The organism is Weissella cibaria KACC 11862 (assembly GCF_000193635.1).
In the GTDB taxonomy this organism is placed as follows: domain Bacteria; phylum Bacillota; class Bacilli; order Lactobacillales; family Lactobacillaceae; genus Weissella; species Weissella cibaria.
Map to the genome: position 1 here is coordinate 63,429 of NZ_AEKT01000031.1, position 18,953 is coordinate 82,381.

The 18,953-nt window shown below is 43.8% G+C and carries 17 protein-coding genes; 4 read left to right on the top strand and 13 right to left on the bottom strand.

Annotated features, from left to right (window positions below; translation table 11 throughout):
• Nucleotides 1–51 precede the first annotated feature (51 nt).
• The 8 genes from argF to ESE_RS0106965 all read right to left on the bottom strand — a co-directional run bounded on the left by argF (nucleotide 52) and on the right by ESE_RS0106965 (nucleotide 9,168).
• On the bottom strand, nucleotides 52–1,077 hold the full coding sequence (gene argF / locus ESE_RS0106930) for an ornithine carbamoyltransferase (RefSeq protein WP_010373296.1): 1,026 nt from the start codon (nucleotides 1,075–1,077) through the stop codon (nucleotides 52–54).
• Nucleotides 1,078–2,208, bottom strand: a complete 1,131-nt coding sequence (locus tag ESE_RS0106935) for an aminotransferase class III-fold pyridoxal phosphate-dependent enzyme (protein WP_010373298.1) — start codon at nucleotides 2,206–2,208, stop codon at nucleotides 1,078–1,080. It lies immediately after the preceding gene.
• Nucleotides 2,205–2,918 carry an acetylglutamate kinase gene (gene argB / locus ESE_RS0106940; protein WP_010373299.1) on the bottom strand — a complete coding sequence of 238 codons (714 nt, stop codon included), beginning with the start codon at nucleotides 2,916–2,918 and terminating at the stop codon, nucleotides 2,205–2,207. The genes ESE_RS0106935 and argB overlap by 4 nt, the downstream gene beginning before the upstream one ends.
• Nucleotides 2,919–2,921: 3 nt before the next feature.
• Nucleotides 2,922–4,088: a bifunctional glutamate N-acetyltransferase/amino-acid acetyltransferase ArgJ gene (gene argJ / locus ESE_RS0106945; protein WP_010373301.1), complete on the bottom strand. Its 1,167-nt coding sequence runs from the start codon at nucleotides 4,086–4,088 to the stop codon at nucleotides 2,922–2,924.
• 9 nt (nucleotides 4,089–4,097) lie between these two features.
• Nucleotides 4,098–5,129, bottom strand: a complete 1,032-nt coding sequence (argC, locus tag ESE_RS0106950; protein ID WP_010373303.1) for an N-acetyl-gamma-glutamyl-phosphate reductase — start codon at nucleotides 5,127–5,129, stop codon at nucleotides 4,098–4,100.
• A gap of 3 nt (nucleotides 5,130–5,132) precedes the next feature.
• Nucleotides 5,133–6,512, bottom strand: a complete 1,380-nt coding sequence (gene argH / locus ESE_RS0106955; RefSeq protein ID WP_010373305.1) for an argininosuccinate lyase — start codon at nucleotides 6,510–6,512, stop codon at nucleotides 5,133–5,135.
• Nucleotides 6,505–7,728, bottom strand: a complete 1,224-nt coding sequence (locus ESE_RS0106960) for an argininosuccinate synthase (protein WP_010373307.1) — start codon at nucleotides 7,726–7,728, stop codon at nucleotides 6,505–6,507. The genes argH and ESE_RS0106960 overlap by 8 nt, the downstream gene beginning before the upstream one ends.
• A gap of 360 nt (nucleotides 7,729–8,088) precedes the next feature.
• Nucleotides 8,089–9,168 (bottom strand): BMP family lipoprotein, encoded by a 1,080-nt coding sequence (locus tag ESE_RS0106965; protein WP_010373309.1) that lies wholly within the window; start codon nucleotides 9,166–9,168, stop codon nucleotides 8,089–8,091.
• Nucleotides 9,169–9,530: 362 nt separating this feature from the next.
• Between ESE_RS0106965 and guaA the strand changes: the two genes are divergently transcribed.
• From guaA to ESE_RS0106980, 3 genes are all read left to right on the top strand, one after another.
• A complete protein-coding gene (guaA, locus tag ESE_RS0106970) occupies nucleotides 9,531–11,084 on the top strand; it encodes a glutamine-hydrolyzing GMP synthase (RefSeq protein ID WP_010373312.1) in 1,554 nt (517 codons plus the stop codon).
• A 179-nt stretch (nucleotides 11,085–11,263) separates the two neighbouring features.
• The gene (locus tag ESE_RS0106975) at nucleotides 11,264–11,812 is read left to right on the top strand and encodes a helix-turn-helix domain-containing protein (RefSeq protein ID WP_010373314.1); all 549 of its coding nucleotides are present in this window, start codon (nucleotides 11,264–11,266) and stop codon (nucleotides 11,810–11,812) included.
• Between the two features lie 8 nt (nucleotides 11,813–11,820).
• Nucleotides 11,821–12,768 (top strand): multidrug resistance efflux transporter family protein, encoded by a 948-nt coding sequence (locus ESE_RS0106980; protein ID WP_038229214.1) that lies wholly within the window; start codon nucleotides 11,821–11,823, stop codon nucleotides 12,766–12,768.
• 217 nt (nucleotides 12,769–12,985) lie between these two features.
• Here the strand turns inward: ESE_RS0106980 and ESE_RS0106985 are convergent, their stop codons facing one another.
• The 5 genes from ESE_RS0106985 to ESE_RS0107005 all read right to left on the bottom strand — a co-directional run bounded on the left by ESE_RS0106985 (nucleotide 12,986) and on the right by ESE_RS0107005 (nucleotide 18,405).
• The gene (locus tag ESE_RS0106985) at nucleotides 12,986–13,888 is read right to left on the bottom strand and encodes an ROK family protein (RefSeq protein ID WP_010373317.1); all 903 of its coding nucleotides are present in this window, start codon (nucleotides 13,886–13,888) and stop codon (nucleotides 12,986–12,988) included.
• Between the two features lie 11 nt (nucleotides 13,889–13,899).
• Entirely contained in the window at nucleotides 13,900–15,093 is a 1,194-nt protein-coding gene (locus ESE_RS0106990) for an MFS transporter (RefSeq protein WP_010373318.1), read from the bottom strand.
• Between the two features lie 31 nt (nucleotides 15,094–15,124).
• Nucleotides 15,125–15,904 carry a sulfite exporter TauE/SafE family protein gene (locus ESE_RS0106995; RefSeq protein ID WP_010373319.1) on the bottom strand — a complete coding sequence of 260 codons (780 nt, stop codon included), beginning with the start codon at nucleotides 15,902–15,904 and terminating at the stop codon, nucleotides 15,125–15,127.
• Between the two features lie 7 nt (nucleotides 15,905–15,911).
• Nucleotides 15,912–17,321 carry a glycoside hydrolase family 1 protein gene (locus tag ESE_RS0107000; protein ID WP_010373321.1) on the bottom strand — a complete coding sequence of 470 codons (1,410 nt, stop codon included), beginning with the start codon at nucleotides 17,319–17,321 and terminating at the stop codon, nucleotides 15,912–15,914.
• Nucleotides 17,322–17,523: 202 nt separating this feature from the next.
• On the bottom strand, nucleotides 17,524–18,405 hold the full coding sequence (locus tag ESE_RS0107005; RefSeq protein ID WP_010373323.1) for a MurR/RpiR family transcriptional regulator: 882 nt from the start codon (nucleotides 18,403–18,405) through the stop codon (nucleotides 17,524–17,526).
• A 185-nt stretch (nucleotides 18,406–18,590) separates the two neighbouring features.
• Here ESE_RS0107005 and ESE_RS0107010 point away from each other — a divergent pair, with 185 nt between their 5' ends.
• The gene (locus tag ESE_RS0107010) at nucleotides 18,591–18,863 is read left to right on the top strand and encodes a hypothetical protein (protein WP_010373326.1); all 273 of its coding nucleotides are present in this window, start codon (nucleotides 18,591–18,593) and stop codon (nucleotides 18,861–18,863) included.
• The last annotated feature ends 90 nt before the right edge of the window (nucleotides 18,864–18,953 follow it).

Below are 18,953 nucleotides of genomic sequence, written 5' to 3' on the forward strand. Positions count from 1 at the left end.
CCATGCAAGCCTCGCTGAACTTAGTTAAATCATTCAATTGTTTCTAATCATCTAGTCAATTGCCAACGGCTGTGGCAAAAATAGTTCACCTAACGTTGCAGCCATTACCGCCTTGATTGTATGCAACCGATTTTCGGCCTGTTGAAATTGCTTAGCATTGTCCGCATGAAATACTTCATTCGTAATTTCCATCTCAGTCAGACCAAATCGCTTGTAAATGTCTTGAGCCATTGTCGTTTCTAAATCATGAAACGCTGGTAGATCATGCAACACAATCGTATCGGCACGCCCCGTTTGGGCAACCACTTCAGCATTAATTTGATATCGCTGCAATAGTTGAATACGTTCTGCCCAAGCATCTTCTTCTCCCATTGAAGCCCACACATCGGTATACAACACATGCGCCCCCTGTACACCAAGGGCCACGTCATCGGTCAACACGATTTTCGCCCCACTTTTCTCGGCAAACTTGCGGGCAATCTGTTGCACCTCCGTCGTCGGTTGTAGTGACTCTGGTGCAACCAATGTTATATCAACCCCCAATAGCGCTCCGGTAACAAGCAATGAATTCGCTACATTATTACGAGCATCCCCCAAATAGGCTAATTTCAATCCTTTCAAATGACCAAACACTTCATCCATGGTCATAAAATCAGCTAACATCTGTGTCGGATGCCAGTCATCAGTCAACCCGTTCCAAACCGGCACATGACTTTCAGCAGCCAACGTTTCAACAACCGGTTGTGAATACCCCCGATATTCAATCGCGTCATACATCGATCCCAATACACGGGCTGTATCTGACAAGGATTCTTTCTTACCAAATTGAATATCTTTCGCACCCAGAAATTCTGCATGAGCCCCTAAGTCAGTTGCTGCAACCGTAAATGATGACCGTGTCCGTGTTGAGGTTTTCTCAAACAATAGTGCAATATTACGGCCCTTTAGGTATTCGTGGGGGACACGCTGTTGCTTTAAAAACTTTAAATGTTCCGCTAATTTAATTAACGTATAGAGTTCTTCCCCTGAAAAATTCTTTTCTGCTAAATATGACCGCCCGTAAAATATATTTTGCATTTAAGCCTCTCCAATCGTTGTCAGAATTGTCATGACACCCGCATGCATCTCTTGCTCATCCATGGTTAGCACCGGCAGTAATCGCAATGTATTTCCTTGCGCAGATAAAGCCAAAATACCTCGTTCACGTAATTTCATCAGTACCGGTTGTACATCCGTTGTTAACTCAATGCCGATCATCAAGCCTAACCCGCGTACCGCTTTCACCTGTTGCAAATCCTGGCTACCTTGTACCAAATCATGCATGATAGCCAGCCCCTTTTGTTGCACGTCCGCTAAAAATTCAGGCGTTAATGACTGAAGAACCGCATACGCACTAGCCATAACAACTGGATTACCGCCAAAGGTTGTCCCGTGTGACCCTGGTTGAAAGGCTGTCCCTAATTTAGCTTGACCAATCATTGCTCCTACAGGCAATCCATTAGCCAAAGCTTTGGCCACCGTGACAATATCAGGCACGATATCAAACTGTTCGTAGGCATATAGTGACCCCGTGCGGCCCATACCAGACTGCACTTCATCCACAATAACCAGTACGCCTAAGTGCTGCGCCTTGTTAACCAAACGCTGTAACCACGAACGGTCAGCCACGTGAATGCCCCCTTCGCCTTGCACAACTTCCAAAATAACGGCTGCAAAGGTATCGTCTAGTTGGTCAATCGCCGCTTGTTGATTAAACGGCACTGTGACCACATCCTGATCAACCCCATACCCAGCTTGATAGGCCGTGACCGGTGTCAATGACAAGGCCCCGTACGTTCGGCCGTGAAATGCTTGCGCGAAATTCATAATTTTATGTTTGCCCGTATAACGACGTGCCAATTTTAAAGCGGCTTCGTTTGCCTCGGCCCCTGAATTAGCAAAAAACACTAGCCGATCTGTTCCTTGTGTTAACAACCCCGCGACCCGTTCTTGCAGGGTACTTTTATACAAATTTGACGTATGCCAAATGCCTTTAATTTGCTTTTCAACTGCTGCTTGCACTGTCCTTGGATGATAACCAAGATTCATTACACCGATGCCGGCCCCAAAATCTAAATACTCATTCCCTAGCTCATCAACGACATAAGCATCATGCCCATCAACCAGTTCAATATCTGAACGGGCATAGGTTTCAAATAAATGACTCATTCTTGGTCCCCCAATACTAATTTTGTACCCACTTGAAAATCACGGCCCATTTGAATCTTTTGCACCCCTAACTGCATCGCCATAAATGCGGCCTGTAATTTAATAAACATTCCCCCAGTCACCACTTCTTGTGACATTAATGTCGCTGCCACTTTAGGTGAAAGTTTGGACATAACTTGCTGATTTTGATCAAGTACGCCAGCCACATCCGTCAGAAAATACAACGTGTCCGCCTTGAAATGGCGTGCAAACGCTAATGCAATTTCGTCGGCATTCACATTCAGTAACTCGCCTTGAGCCGATGATACCAGTGGTCCAATCACATATAACTGACCCGCCATTAGTGTCGTCGTAATGCTGTCGATTTCACCAACTGCCCCAAATTTTCCGGCGTCCTTTATCTTTGCAACAACACCATCGGTTAACCGAGTTGGGCTTAAATGCGCTTGTCCCAAGACATGGTGTAGCATTGGCCAAACCTGTGTTTGCACAACGTTCACCATGACCTTTAATGTTGCCTCATCGGTGTAGCGTAAGCCGGCTACTTTTTTAACTGGTAATTTTGCGTGCGCCAATGCGTCATCAACCATCGGACCGGCACCATGCACCAAGACAACTGTTTCATCCTCTGCCAACCACGTTTGCAACTGCTTTAACACGTTGATATCTATATTTTTTAAGGCGTTGCCGCCAATTTTAACTACCTTCATATTTTATGTGTGATAAGCTGCATTAATATGCACATACTCATAGGTCAAATCACTTCCCCACGCCTGACCTTGTTCTGTTCCGATACCTAAATCTACTGTGATCACAATGGTGTCCTGTTGCATTGCTTGCGTTGCTGCGACTTCATTAGCAACCGCATGACCCGCAACGATAATCGGCACTTGATTAATCGCAATTGACAATTGGTCAGCCTCGAACACTTCACCAACATTGCCAATGGCATCAATAATGCGCCCCCAATTTGGATCCGCACCAAACACTGCCGTTTTCACCAAATTAGAACCCACAATACTTTTGGCAACTCGTTGGGCACTTGCTGAATGACGTGCACCAATGACGCGGACATCAATTAACCGTGTCGCACCTTCACCATCACTGGCAATTGCGATGGCTAATGTCTTGAGTACCTGATGCAAGTCCGCTTTAAACGCCTCATATTTAGCCGTGCCAGCTTTAATTTCGGCCTGCCAATCATCGCCATTGGCCAACACTAGTACTGTGTCATTCGTTGACGTATCGCCATCAATGGTAATTTGATTAAAAGTGACATCCACTAATTCACGTAGCAATTGCTGTAACAAGCCTTGCTTAATCGTGACATCCGTCGCGATAAACCCAAGCATCGTCCCCATGTTCGGATGAATCATACCTGAGCCTTTCGCCACACCACTAATTTGATAGTCCGCTTGCGTAACTTGCGCCGTTTTTGTTGTGGTATCGGTCGTTAACATCGCCTTCGCGAGATTCAAAGGCGTACTTGCTTGTAGCCGTTCAATGCCCCGACGGATTTTCTCCATTGGCAACTGCTCACCAATAATCCCCGTTGACACAACCAATACCTCTGCCGGTGTTTTGTGTAATTTATTCGCCACTAGCTTTTGCGTTTCATACGCATTTGCCAAACCGGTCGCTCCCGTAAAAGCATTCGCGTTCGCAGAATTAACAAAAATCGCATGGACCGGTTGATTACTTCGAAGGACTTGTTGATCGATTTGCACCGGGGCTGCTGGAAATGTATTTCGCGTAAATACCCCTGCTACCTGAGCCGGCTTTGTCGAAACTAGCCAGCCAAGGTCTGGTTTGGTGGGATTACGCCGTAACTGACCGTGAATCCCATCACTATAAAAATTTTTAGGCCAACTAAATGTCATAACTGCCTCCTAAATCATGAGTGGTAATTGAGCCAACCCAGCCGTTTCATCAAAGCCAAAGTATTGATTAAAATTTTGAACCGCTTGCCCAGCGGCCCCTTTCATCAAATTGTCGATAACGCTCACAATTGTCACGATATGTGTGACCGGATTGTATGACCAGCCGATGGCGGTCATATTACTTCCCACAACGAGCCGTAAATCCGGCATGTCATTGGCCAAGATTTTTACAAATGGTTTGTCCATATAAGTTGCTTGAAATGCGGCCGCGATAATTTCATTTACATCCGCACTATCAGCTGTAACCTTCGCATATATGGTTGCCATCAACCCTCGCTTGACTGGCAAAAGCCCCGTTGTAAATTGGATAGGGCCCATATCCGGGGCCCATTGCTTAAGTTGCTGCATAATTTCCGGTATATGCTGGTGTTGATTAAGCTTATATAGCGAAAAATTCTCATCCACATCAACATAGTGCGTTGCTTGACTCAATTTTTTGCCTGATCCCGTCACACCAGACTTGGCATCGACAATAACCGAATCCAAATCAATCAGGCGCTCTTGTACCAGTGGCGCTAACCCCATTAAAGTTGCCGTGGCATAACAACCAGGATTTGCAATATAATCTGTTGTTGTCGCCGTAAATTCAGTTAACCCATACGTTGCATGAGATAATGTTTCACGTGAAACTTCAGTAGCTCGGTGATACCATTTTTGATACGCCTTTGGATCTTGAAGTCGCAAATCCCCTGACAAATCAATAATCGGGAAATGATTTTCTATAAATGTTTCTGCCAGTTCACCCGTAACGCCTGCGGGTGTCGCAAAAAAGGCGACCTCGTTATCTGCCATAATTTGCCCCGCATCAAACGGCAACACCCGGACTGTTTGTTTAGTCTGCCAGTCAAATTGTTGCGCCACGGCTTCCAAATCGGCTTGTGTTGTATAAATATTAATTTCAGTGACATTCGGATGCTGACTAAGTGACTGCCATAAAACAGTCCCGCTGTATCCTGTCACCCCAACAATTGCTACCTTCATTGCTCATTCCCCTAATTGCTCTTGATAAAATTTAATTTGGTTACTAACCTCCGTAACGGCTGTGCCACCAACCGATGTCCGGCGTTCAACGGCCGTCATCGGTTGCAAGATTTGGTACACATCATCCGTAATCAACTCACTTGCTTTTTGCAACTCAGCCAATGGCATATCCTGTAAGTTAACCTGTGTTTGAATACCTTGTAGCACCAATTGGCCAACGATAGCGTGTGCTTCACGAAATGCTAATCCTTTATTAGCCAGATAGTCGGCTAATTCGGTTGCATTCGAAAAATCATTATGTGTGCTCTCTGACATCACATCACGATTAACCTGAAGGGTTGCAAACATACCGTCAAAGACAAATAACGCATCCATTATCGTGGTATAGGTTTCAAATACACCCTGCTTATCTTCTTGCATATCTTTGTTATAGGCTAATGGCAAGCCCTTCATGACCGTCATCAGCCCCATTAAATCTCCATAAACACGGCCTGTCTTTCCACGTGTCAATTCTGCAAAATCAGCATTTTTCTTCTGTGGCATAATTGAGGAACCAGTCGCATAGGCATCACTTAACGTGACAAATCCAAATTCGTAACTCGACCATAAAATCAATTCTTCGCTTAATCGGGATAGGTGCATCATCAAAATGGCGGCTGACTGCAAAAATTCAATTGCAAAATCACGATCACTGACCGCATCCATCGCATTGTGGTAAACATCATCAAATCCCAGTAGGTCAGCCGTCATCGTTCGATCGATTGCAAACGTTGTACCTGCTAAAGCAGCGGCGCCCAATGGTGATACTTTGGCGTGCTGCATATTGAACTCAAACCGCTCAACATCACGTGTCAGCATCCCAACATAAGCTAATAAGTGGAAGCCAAACGTCACCGGCTGCGCATGTTGCAAGTGCGTGTATCCCGGCATGAGCGTCGCTTGGTTATCCGTGGCCACTTGCAATAATGTCTTTTGAAACTGCTTAATCGCTTCGATGATATTAGGTAGTCGATTGGCAACCCAGAGATGAAAATCAGTCGCTACCTGATCATTTCGTGATCTCGCCGTATGCAGCTTTCCCGCAACGGGCCCAATTTTTTCAGTTAACAACACTTCAACATTCATATGCACATCTTCCTGCGCAATTTGTAGCGTTGCCACACCTGACTCAAAGTCGGCACGCACCGCTTGTAACCCGGCCACGATTTGGGCAGCTTCTGCCGCTGTAATGATTGCCTGTTGTCCCAACATTTGTGCGTGCGCAATCGATGCTTGAATATCCTCAGCAATCATGTATTGATCTGCTGCAATTGAAGCACCATACGCTTGTACCCGGTCGGATCCAGTTTCCGTAAATCGACCACCCCATAATTTATCAGTCATGCTGCTCACCCTGTTCAGAATGAACATGATTAACCTGTTCAAACACGGTGTTGCCTAGAGTCCACAGTTTGATAAATCCAACTGCTGCGGCTTGATCGAATGATGAACTGGCCGTATACGTCGCCAAATTTTCATCATAGAGTGAATTTTTAGCTGACTGACGCGCCACAGCAATTGCAGAACCCTTGAATAACTTCATCTTCACGTCACCGTTTACAACTTGCTGCGTTACCTTGATAAACGCTTGCAGCGCATCAAACAAAGGCGACACCCACTTGGCATCGTAGACTAAGTTCGCTAAGTGTTCGGCCACAATTGGCTTAAAATGTGCAACATCTCGTTCCAACGTCAAGTCTTCCAAATCCTTGTGGGCCGTCATCAAAACAGTGGCGGCTGGCACCTCATAAATTTCACGTGACTTAATACCGACTAATCGATTCTCAATATGATCAACACGGCCAATCCCGTGCGCGCCAGCCAACACATTTAACTTTTCAAGGATTGTTGTTAGCGACATTGCTTCACCATCCAAGGCAACTGGCAAACCGGCTTCGAAACTAATCGTGACAAAATCAGCAACGTCCGGTGTATCTGCAATTGCTGTAGTCAACTCATATGCTTCCTCAGGCGCTTCATGCCATGGATTTTCTAGAATTCCCGCTTCAATTGCACGCCCCCAAATATTTTCATCAATTGAGTATGGTGACTCCTCACCTACTGGAATGGGTACATGATGCGCATCTGCATAGGCAATCTCTTCTTCACGTGACCATTGAAAATCTCGAATTGGTGCCTCAATTTTCAAATTAGGGTCAAAGGCGTGAATCGCAGCCTCAAAACGAACTTGATCATTACCGTGACCTGTCGATCCATGCGCAATTGTTGTCGCACCAATCTGATGCGCGATTTCGACTAACTTCTTAATGATTAACGGCCGTGACAATGCCGAAACTAATGGATACTCACCTTCATATAACAAATTTCCTTGAATAACTGGTGCCACATAATCTGTCGCAAATTCTTCTTTGGCATCCAACAGGATTGACGCTTCGGCACCCACTTGTAACGCCTTGGCTTTGATGAAATCCAAGTCTTTACCATGTTGACCAACATCTAGCACAACCGCCGTTACGGCATACCTCTTCTCCTTAAGCCAAGGAATGGCCACCGAAGTATCTAAACCGCCTGAATAAGCTAAAACCAACTTTTCTTGCATATTTATTCCCCTTTTTGAATATTTGACTATTCGTCAATTGTAACTATTTATTCAAAAATAGCAAGATTAATTGTATTTTTATTCTAAATAAATTCAATAAATCATGATAAAAGACGCATTTAATCGGTGGTATTATTGTTAATCGGAATACTAAATCAATATTTTGAAAATCATAAAATATTCATATTTGTCAATCGGATGCTTCTATTCAATTATTTACATATTTTTTCAATCCATCCGCCATTTTTGTATATTTCAGAGAACTAACCCTGTGCATAAACGAATTAAACATCTGTTTTTAACAAAAAAATCCGCGGAGACAGTCATCTCCGCGGATTTTGATTTTTAAATTGTCATTAATTAGTTTTCAGGCGTTGCTGGCACCTTGATATCGCCAGAAATAATCTTTGCCTTTGCAGTCTCAACAGCCTTCTTCTCGTCTGCATTCAAGTTCTTCGTGACAACACCGACTCCGCCTTCCTTCAAGCCGTAGTAAACAGTCTTGCCACCAGGGAACTTATCCTTTTGCGCTGATTCCGTAATCAATTGCACACCACGACCAACACCCGTCAATGATGATGTCAACGTCAAGTTAGCTGACTTGCCATCCTTTGACTTGTAGTCACCCATGTTTGTTTGGTCCATATCGACACCGATGACCCAAACCTTATCCTTTGAATCCGCAGCCAACGTTGCGTCTTGGTCCTTCGCAGCTTGGAAGACACCATTTCCAACACCACCAGCGGCTTGGAAAATAATGTGCTCACCTTGCGCCATCTTGGCCTTAGCAATTGTTTGTCCCTTGGCTGGGTCTGAGAACGTACCTGCATACGTTGCATCGACCTTCATATTAGGATCAACTGACTTCACACCGGCTTGGTAACCAGCCAAGAATGATTCGATCACTTGGTTCTTCATACCACCAACGAAACCAACCGTATCGTCACCGATTTCCTTGGCCTTTGTCGCAGCGGCGATACCAACCAAGTATGATGATTGCTCTGAGTGGAACATGACTGATGCAACGTTCTTGTACTTCTTATCCGCAATTTCATCAACCAACACAAACTTCGTGTCAGGATACTTCTTAGAAACGGTTTGGACTGAATCCTTAAACGTGTTTCCGATAGCTGAAACGACATTGTACTTAGCAGTAGCAGCTTGCGTCAATTGCGTATCGTAATCGGCGACCGTCTTAGGTTGGAAGTAGTTGTAACCATTTTGTCCCTTAGACAAGTTGTTAGCCTTACCCCACTTCTCTAAGCCTTCCCAAGCGCTTTGGTTGAAGCCCTTGTCATTTACACCGTTTGTGTCTGAAACAACCGCAGCGGTGAATTTATCGCTTGATCCGCCCTTGCTACCTGACGTTGCGGCATACGCAATCCCTGCAACGACAACAACTGCTACACCACCAATAATCAATGTCCGACGTGAAACCATTTTTCCTAATACCTCCAAAGTATAAAATCCCTCGACCCGACCACTCTTTTTGCCTTGAAAATTACCAGCTCAGAGTCCAAATAAAAATGTAATTTTTACTACTATAAGGTTCTATTTAAGATAATGCAAGGGGTCAGTTCATTACATTTTTCATGGTTTTCGAATTATTAAAAACGATTAACCTAATAACAACTGTATTTAAGGCCCTAAAATAAGTATTTTTCGTAAATGTCTTATTTTTAGTAACTATATTTATGAGAGAAATGTAATATGCGAACAAATTACGAACATTTTTAAAACCCACCATTGATTATTGTCGTGAAGTACGTATAATTAGAAACAACAATTTTATGGGGGATATCATGGCAAACACAGAAACGCACGATAGCATTTTGGTGTTGGACTTCGGTTCACAATATAACCAACTCATTTCACGACGCATTCGCGAATTGGGTGTTTATTCTGAATTAAAGCCACACACAATGACGGCCGCTGAAATTAAGGCACTTAATCCAAAGGGACTCATCTTTTCAGGTGGGCCTAACTCGGTCTATGAAGACGGTGCGTTCACGATTGATCCAGAAGTGTTCAATTTGGACATTCCAATCCTTGGCGTTTGCTACGGTATGCAATTGATGGCACATGTATTGCCTGGCGGAAAAGTGGCGCCAGCGAATGATTCATCAGAATACGGTGAAACTGAAATGGACGTGACGGCTGACAACACCGTTTTGTTCGGCGGCACACCAGAAACGCAAACTGTTTTGATGTCACACGGTGATTACGTTGAGCAAGTACCTGATGGCTTTAAAGCCGTTGCCACGTCTGACAACACGCCAATCGCAGCCATGGAAGATACTTACCACAACTTCTACGGGGTGCAATTCCACGCTGAAGTGCAACATACTGAATACGGCATGCAAATTTTGGAAAACTTCGTTGACAAGGCAGTTCGTGCAGAACGCAATTGGTCAATGGATGATTTCATCGACGAGCAAATCACGAAGATTCGTGAAACCGTTGGTGACAAGAAGGTCTTGCTGGGTCTTTCTGGTGGGGTTGATTCATCAGTTGTGGGTGTTTTGTTACAACGTGCTATTGGTGATCAATTGACATCAATTTTCGTTGATCACGGTTTGCTACGTAAAAACGAAGCAGATGAAGTGATGGCTGCTTTGGGCGGTAAGTTCGGCCTGAACATCATTAAAGTTGATGCACAAGAACGTTTCTTGACGAAGTTGGCCGGGGTTACTGATCCTGAGCAAAAGCGTAAGATTATCGGAAACGAATTTATTCGCGTCTTTGACGAAGAAGCCGCTAAGCTTGATGGCATCGACTTCTTGGCACAAGGCACGTTGTACACTGACGTGATTGAATCAGGAACGGATACCGCGCAAACGATCAAGTCACACCACAACGTCGGCGGTTTGCCAGAAGACATGCAATTCCAATTGATTGAGCCCCTTAACACACTCTTCAAGGATGAAGTTCGTGCGTTGGGTGAGAAGTTGGGTATGCCACACGAACTTGTTTGGCGCCAACCTTTCCCTGGTCCTGGCTTGGGGATTCGTGTTTTGGGTGACATTACTGAAGCAAAGCTCGAAATTGTGCGCGAATCTGATGCAATCTTGCGTGAAGAAATTGCTAAGCATGGTTTGGATAGCGAAGTTTGGCAATACTTCACTGTCTTGACGGGGGTCCGTTCAGTCGGTGTCATGGGTGATGGCCGTACGTACGACTATACGATTGCCATTCGTGCTATCACGTCTGTTGATGGGATGACGGCTGACTTCGCTAAGTTGCCATGGGATATCTTGGAAGAGATTTCTCGTCGCATCGTCAATGAAGTCGACCACATTAACCGCGTCGTGTACGATATCACGGCCAAGCCACCTGCAACTGTTGAGTGGGAGTAATATTTAATATCTAAACGAAAAAACCGCCATGGAATAAACAAATTCCAAGGTGGTTTTTTGTATCTATTCAAAACTTTATCCCCAAATCAAAAATCACATCACTGAGCATGCTTACTTTTATGATACGTTTATTTAGTATTGTAAATAAAATACATAATAATATAGAAAAGAGCACCGTTATGATAACTGAAATTGTCGGTACCCGACTACTGACGTTGCGCCAACAACGCCAATTAACCCTGCAAGAAGTCAGCACACTAACAGGTGTCAGCACTGCTTCTCTGAATAACATAGAGCGCCACACTACTTCGCCTTCCATCGATACACTCTGGAAGATTTCTAGTGGTCTAGCTGTGCCCATTAACTACTTTTTTGCGACCGATCCTGTCGACTTTGAACTAGCTAGACCTGCGGATTTCCACAATATTGCTAGCGAAGATGCAGGTGTCGTGGTCCAATCGGTCTTTAACTCGATTGCGTCGAATAACTTTGAAGTCTTTGATTTGTCACTGACTAGCCAGTCAGCGCGGCAATCTGCCGCCCACGTACCAGGGACGGTAGAGGTATTAATTGTAAAAACCGGCACCTTAACAATGCAGGTCAATGGGCAAACATTTCAAATTCCGGCTGGTACCATGGCCAAGTTTAACGGAGCATTTGCGCATGAATATCGGAATGACACTACGACCGACACTAGTTTTGTCAGTCTCATGATTTATAATCGCTAGGAGCATGTATGGCCATAAAGTCTGTTTTACTCGGTATTCTTGCCGCTTTATTTTTCTCGTTGACCTTTCTCTTAAATGAAATCAATTTGCATGCGGCTGGCGACTGGGTATGGGTGTCCACCCTCCGTTACCTATGGATGTTACCGATGATTGCCATGTTGGCTTATGTCCCTCAGGTGAAGGCAAATTTCCGTAAGGTGTGGCTGGCAATCAAAGATGCGCCATTCTATTGGCTACTCTGGAGTAATGTGTGTTTCGTTTTGTTTTACGTCCCGCTCACCTGGGCTGCACAGTTTCTTCCCGGGTGGTTGGTGTCTAGCTTATGGCAACTCACTATCATCTTCGGTGTGCTCACAACGCCATTAATGAAGGTCACCGATAGTTCTGGTGTATCACATCGTTTGCAGATACCGCGAAATAAATTGAAGTGGATGGTCATTATCATCATCGGAATTGCCATGACCACGATTCAAACAACCGGATTTGCTGGTTTTAATCATAAATTTTGGTTTGCCGTCATCGCAATTCTAATCGCAGCCATTTGTTATCCACTGGGGAACCGCCAAATCGGCGTTCGTTACCCCGATTTCAACGGGTTAGAAAAAGTTTTTGGGATGTTGATTGCGACATACCCAACTTTCATTTTGTTGGCAATCATTGGTTATTTGAGATCAGGATTGCCAAACCATACAACGCTCTTAAGCACGTTCACAGTTGCTCTGTCTTCTGGCGTTATTGCAACGGTACTTTTCTTCCAAGCAACCGCGATGGCCGCTCGGAACATGGAAGTGTTGGCAACTGTTGAAGCCACCCAATCATTTGAGGTGATTTTCACGGTATTGCTGGGCGTTCTATTTTTAAATCATGCGTTACCGACACATATCCAATTGTTGGGTTTGCTCGTTATGATTCTCGGTATTGTGGGGATTAACCTAACTCGTAAAAGACGTTATTAATCGTGAAAAGGCCACCGCACAGTGCGATGGCCTTTTTCATTACAAACAAAAACACGCCACAAACATGGCGTGTTTCATACTATGAAAGCTGAGAAGATAGTATCTGCGTTTTTGAGATTGTTGAGATTGTGAAGTATTAAGTCGTACGTACTACCTTCTCATTTGCGGTTGCCCGCAATGATGTTAAACGGGTTCGCACCGTTTAACACCGATAAGCTTAAGCCTCCTGATTTAGCTCAAGTAACAAACGATAAATCGCACCATACAGATTAGCATCATTACCAAATTTACCGGGCACGATATCGACATGACTAATCATGCGATTGATATATGGATTCCCTTGATAAAATGCCTCGTACGCTTCACGAATGGTTGCCGTCACAATCGGTTGGGCTGAAATACCACCACCGATTACGACCCGTTCAATATCAACCGTTGCTTGCAAATTTTGAATCTGTAGCGCGATTGTTCGTGCGTATTGATTAAAAATACGCTTAGCTTGCGGATAACCAGCATTGATGAACTCAAATACTTTTTCTCCATCGTGGACATCCGGCAACTCCAATTCGGTCGCGATTTCCTTAATCATCTCAACCGCCGACCCTGTAAAACCAAACCGTGATTCACGATCCGTCGTAATTTTATGGTAAATAAATGATAATTCACCAGCTTCATAATGAGCACCATAGTGTAACTGACCGTCAATTACAAAACCACCGCCAACACCCGTGCCAAGGACCAGCGCTAAACCATTCGCGACCCCTTTTAACTCACCCACCCAAAGTTCAGCAAGTGCAGCGGCTTTCCCATCATTTTCAATAGCTAACGGCAAATCTAATTGCAACGCCGTCTTTAGGTCGACGCCGTCTAAAAACGACCACATCACCCCGGCATGAATAGTACCCGTGTCATGATTAACACGCACCGGCAAGCTAATGCCAACACCCCGAATATCGTCATGATACAATGCAATAATCGCCTGCAATTGCGCAACAAAAGTCTTTAGATCTCGACGATTTGTTGGCTGATTACCACGTTCAACCAATTCTCCACTATGATTAACTAAACCATATTTAACTTTGGTACCACCAACATCGATGGCCCAATAATGATTTTCCATTTTTATCCCTTTCATTCATGAGCTGTCTCACCCAATTTATTGGCATGACGCCCAGGGCGAATTGCGGCCTTCATAAAGGCCACAATGGCTAATAACAATAACATAAAGCTAATAATCACGTAATTAGCAATTTCACTTGTTTGATTAAACCAACCGTTCAGTGTCTTAAGCACATATGGGCTTGCCGACACACCAACATTGATTCCCACTAACATCATTGTTGATCCTAATGTCTGTGAGACCGCATTTGTCTCAGCTGCTAAATTACTAAAGATTCCTGGCATAACCATACCAAACGCAAATCCGTAACCCGCAACGGCTACCGCTGACAAGATGAGCGACTGACTCTGTATCAAGATGAACACCATCGTCATCGCCAATGTTGCGCCAATCGCAATCGAGTAGCGCCCTAACAAACGCTTAATCTGTCCAAACAACAATGATGACAAAAATTGGAATGCCGTCACAAGTCCCGTGACAAAACTGGCATCAGCGGCTGTTCCGTAACCGCGTTCGGCAAATACCGGCGCCATTTTAACCGTGATGCCAAAATATGCCGTAAACCAAAAGAATGCAAATACCGCTGAAAAAATCATCGCTCCATTTACGCGGACATGACCACTCGCAGTAACATGTTCTTCCTCAACCACTGGCGTATTATCGGGTACTAACAAACCAAACAAGACCAATGGAATTGCCCCAAGCGCGTACACACCAAACGCGGCGTGCCAACCACCGCCCATTAGGAATCCCACGACCCACGTCAGCAAAGTTGTCACCATCGCAGCCGCCGCATCTCGATAACCAATCAAAGCGTCACGCTCATGACCCGTGTAATACATCGAAATCAATGAGAACGATAACGAATTAAATAATCCGACACCGGCACCAAATAGGAACCGACTAGCTAGCATAATCGTATAATTCTCGGTAAACATCGGTGTAATACCTGCAATTACCGAAACCAATAACCCTAGAACAACGGTGCGCTTGTTTCCCATTAATCTTGTTACAAGCGGTGACAACAAAACAAATATCAAAATACCTAAACTCGACACAGACATCAATAATTCAATGTCCGTTTGCGAATGACCAGCCAAAGTTTGATGAATCAGTGGCACGGTTACCTGGACGGCCGCTGCCGCATTCGTTAGCGTTGCAATTGATAGCAACGCTACCTTAAACCAAAAACTATGTTTATTCATATAATCATCACTCCCCAAATTAATCCCTATTCTACATATGTCGACCAACACTAACCAACGTCAGCACGGCCAACATAATCATGAAAACGTTATATAAAATGGCCAACATTTTACTAGAAAGTCGTTGACTCAACGTTGTACCAATATAACCACCGATAATCGCCACAATCGCAAGCCATGGAACCAGGCCTAAGTCATACCGACTATAATCATTCGCAATCACAATGGTGTATATTTTTGAAATCTGTGAGAAAAAGATACTTGCAATCGAATAAATTGCTGCGTCGCGCAGTGTAAAACCAAAACAAATTACCAATAACGAGACGTTCAACGGACCTCCACCGATGGCCAAAAAGATAGATATTGCACCTAAAAACAATCCCAAGCCAAACGATGCCAACCAATGTGGCTTTTTTACACGTTGCCGTTGTGGCATCGCCCGCGTATAGATAATCAAAAAGATTAACGTTAGAAATAATATAATCGACTGGGTTAACTGCACTTTATTTTCAGGAAAATAGCGTAGTAATACCGTCAACAAGCTATTCCCTATATAACCACCGAGTAATGATCCCACTGAAATTTCAAGCAACATTGGCAAGTCATACTTAAAGCCCGACTTAATTTGCTTAACAATTGATACTAAACACATCGTAAATACGACAACGGTTGTATAAAAGCCAATGACTTGTACCGAATCTGGCGAGAACAAATCTGTCATTGCTTTTAATACAATGCCCCCACCAATCCCGGCCAATGCCCCAATGATTGTTGCAATAAATGTCGCAATAACATACAAAACATTCAGCATAAATGCCTCATTCTTCCGTCAAACTACGGCCGTTCGTTGCAATAACGCGTTGATACCAAGCAAAAGAATCCTTCTTTTCACGCTGATAAGTGCCGTTACCGTGATTATCCACGTCAACATAGATGAATCCATAACGCTTGTCCATCGAACCACTACTTGCCGCAATCAAATCAATTGGCCCCCAAGCGGTATATCCCATCACATCAACGCCATCCAATTCGATTGCCTTTTCGACTTCAAGCAAATGTTGTTTGAGATAATCGATGCGATAATCGTCATGAATCTGCCCATTGGCATCCTTTTCGTCATAAGCACCTAATCCATTTTCAACAATCATAACCGGCTTCTCATAGCGGTAATACAATGTATTCAAGGCGAAACGCAACCCCTGTGGATTGATGCCCCAACCCCAGTCTGACTTTTTCAAATACGGATTGGTATAACCGGTCTCTAACCCATTCAACCCCTTTAAGATTCCCTGTGTCTTCTGACCAGTCACGTGGGTCAAGTAATAGCTAAACGACACAAAATCTACGGTTCCCGCCGCCAAAATGGCTTTATCACCGGAGTGTTCTGGCAGCACAATATGCTTACGTTCAAATTCTTTTAACTTGTAATTTGGGTATTTACCACGAACCTGGACATCCGCATAAAACATCATGAGTTTTTGAAAATCTTCAGTTCCTTGTACGTCTGCCGGATCAGGACTATTAGGGTATGAAAAATGCCCGTTATACATCATGCCGACTTTATTCTCGGCATTTAATTCATGCGCTAACTTAACAACTTTCGCGCTCGCCAAAAATTGATGATATGCCGCTTGCATCTTATCGTTCTCACTGGCATCTAAGCTAATACCACCAGCGTTCCAAGGCATCGTCGACATATTATTAATTTCGTTAAACGTTAGCCAGTACCGCACACGCCCATCGAAATGACGCAATAACGTCTCCGCATAACGGACAAACAAATCAACCACTTCACGCCCTTGCCAAAATCCATATTTTTCTAACCCCATCGGGGTATCAAAATGTTGAATCGTAACCAACGGTTCAATACCATACGACAAACACAAGTCCACAATTTTATCGTAAAAGTCCAATCCTTTCTGATTTGGTTTGGCATCATCCCCATTCGGAAAGACACGTGTCCAAGCCATTGAAAACCGGTAGACTTTAAAACCTAGTTCAGCAAACAGGGCAATATCTTCTGCATAATGTTCATAGTGTTTAATCGCATCGTGTGTCGGATAAAACTTAGCTGAATCAATTGCATCAGTAATCTCACGAGGCGCGCCATTTTCGGCTAACGTCATCATGTCAGCTGTGCTAAGCCCTTTACCATCAACATCGTAAGCACCTTCAATCTGTTCAGCTGAAGTTGCACCACCCCAGAGGAAACCTGCTGGAAAAGCCATATGTATTTAATCTCCTTTTCTTGCTATTTCTAAGCAAGAAACAGTATAGCTAGCTAACCAAGCGCAATAATAGCTTTTCAAATCGACTTGTCAGACCGTTGCACACTCAAACAAGAAAACGCTTACATACCATGCAACGCTATTGCGCAAAATAACACTTTCACATGAAAAAACGGACCTACCAATTGCAGCCCGTTCCACTTTAAGATTGATCCTTGATAATTGGGTTCTCCGTAAACCGATAACGTTGGTACTCCTTCTCTATCTGCATTTTTGTTTCGTTTGCCTCAACGTGCCGCGATAAATAACTGGCATACAAAATATCCAGCAGGTACGAAACAGATACATCGGTACTAAAATTACCAAAGTTTTGAATTAGGCGCTCACGTGTACTCATTGGCAACAAGATATCCGCATGCTCAGACAATGTGTTTTTTCCATAGGCTGTTAGCGCAATCACCTGTAATTTCCGATTATCCATGATCGTCATTAACCGATGAATATCTTGTGTTTCTCCCGAGTAAGAAATCAGTACAACAACATCATTCGCTACCGATTCTTGCAAATAAAAATCTACTAAATCCGTTCGCGATAATTGCGTAATTGGTCGACCTATCCGCAACATCTTATTCGCAAATATCTCTGCCAAGTGGCGATGGTCCCCGGCAGAATAGACATAAATATGTTGCGCATCACTTAGCTTTTTCGTTGCACTCTCAAGTTGTTGGTAATCTTGCAAAGAAAGCGTATCTGCTACGACTTCGGTATACAGTTGGCGAATATTATTAGCAACTGACCAAATGCTATCGCTCGGTAAAAATGGCTGATTAACATCAATATCTTGCACATTATGAGCTAGATACAAGCGTTCTTTTATCAACGCCTCTTTAAATTCAGGAAAGCCTGAAAATCCCAATCGCTGACAGAAACGTGTCACCGTCGAAGGGGACACGTAAAGATCATTCGCTAGCTGACGGGCCGTTAATTCTTTTATTTCCGATGTATCATTCAAAAAATAGTCAGATAACTGCTTTTCAACACTACTCATTGCTTCTTGGTTTTCCAATGACTCTTTAATTAACATGACCTTCTCCTGAAAACGCTTACTTTTAATACGACTTTACCACATTTCCTGAAAGTCGGAAATTGTGGTGCCTTTCTTAATCAATCATTTTGGCAAGTGATTTTAGCATGAAACAAAATAATGAACAGACTGGTCTTTATTTTGTTTCGCTCTATAATTAGAACCATCAAGTAAAGGAGCATAACATGAACGAAAATAACTACACGCAACTCGTCACTGCATTTGCTGAGGCTAACGGCTTTACCTTCTATCAAGGCGCGCAAGCTAGTCCAGCCTTGATTCGTAATTGGGTAAATGGCACCCGCAAGATTCACTTCGTTTCTTACGGTAACGACAGTCAAACGGCTAGCTGGCATTTCATCAACGAAGGCTTTGAACATCCTGTTTCACACCTTGGTACCGGCATTGATGAATTAACTGATTGGCTAGACAACGTCATCGCGCCACAACTTCCTTAAAACATATCAAAGTGATCTAACCGGTCACTTTCTGAAAAAATGTGATAAAATCACCTGACGTTTTAAATAACGATACATATTCAAAAACGA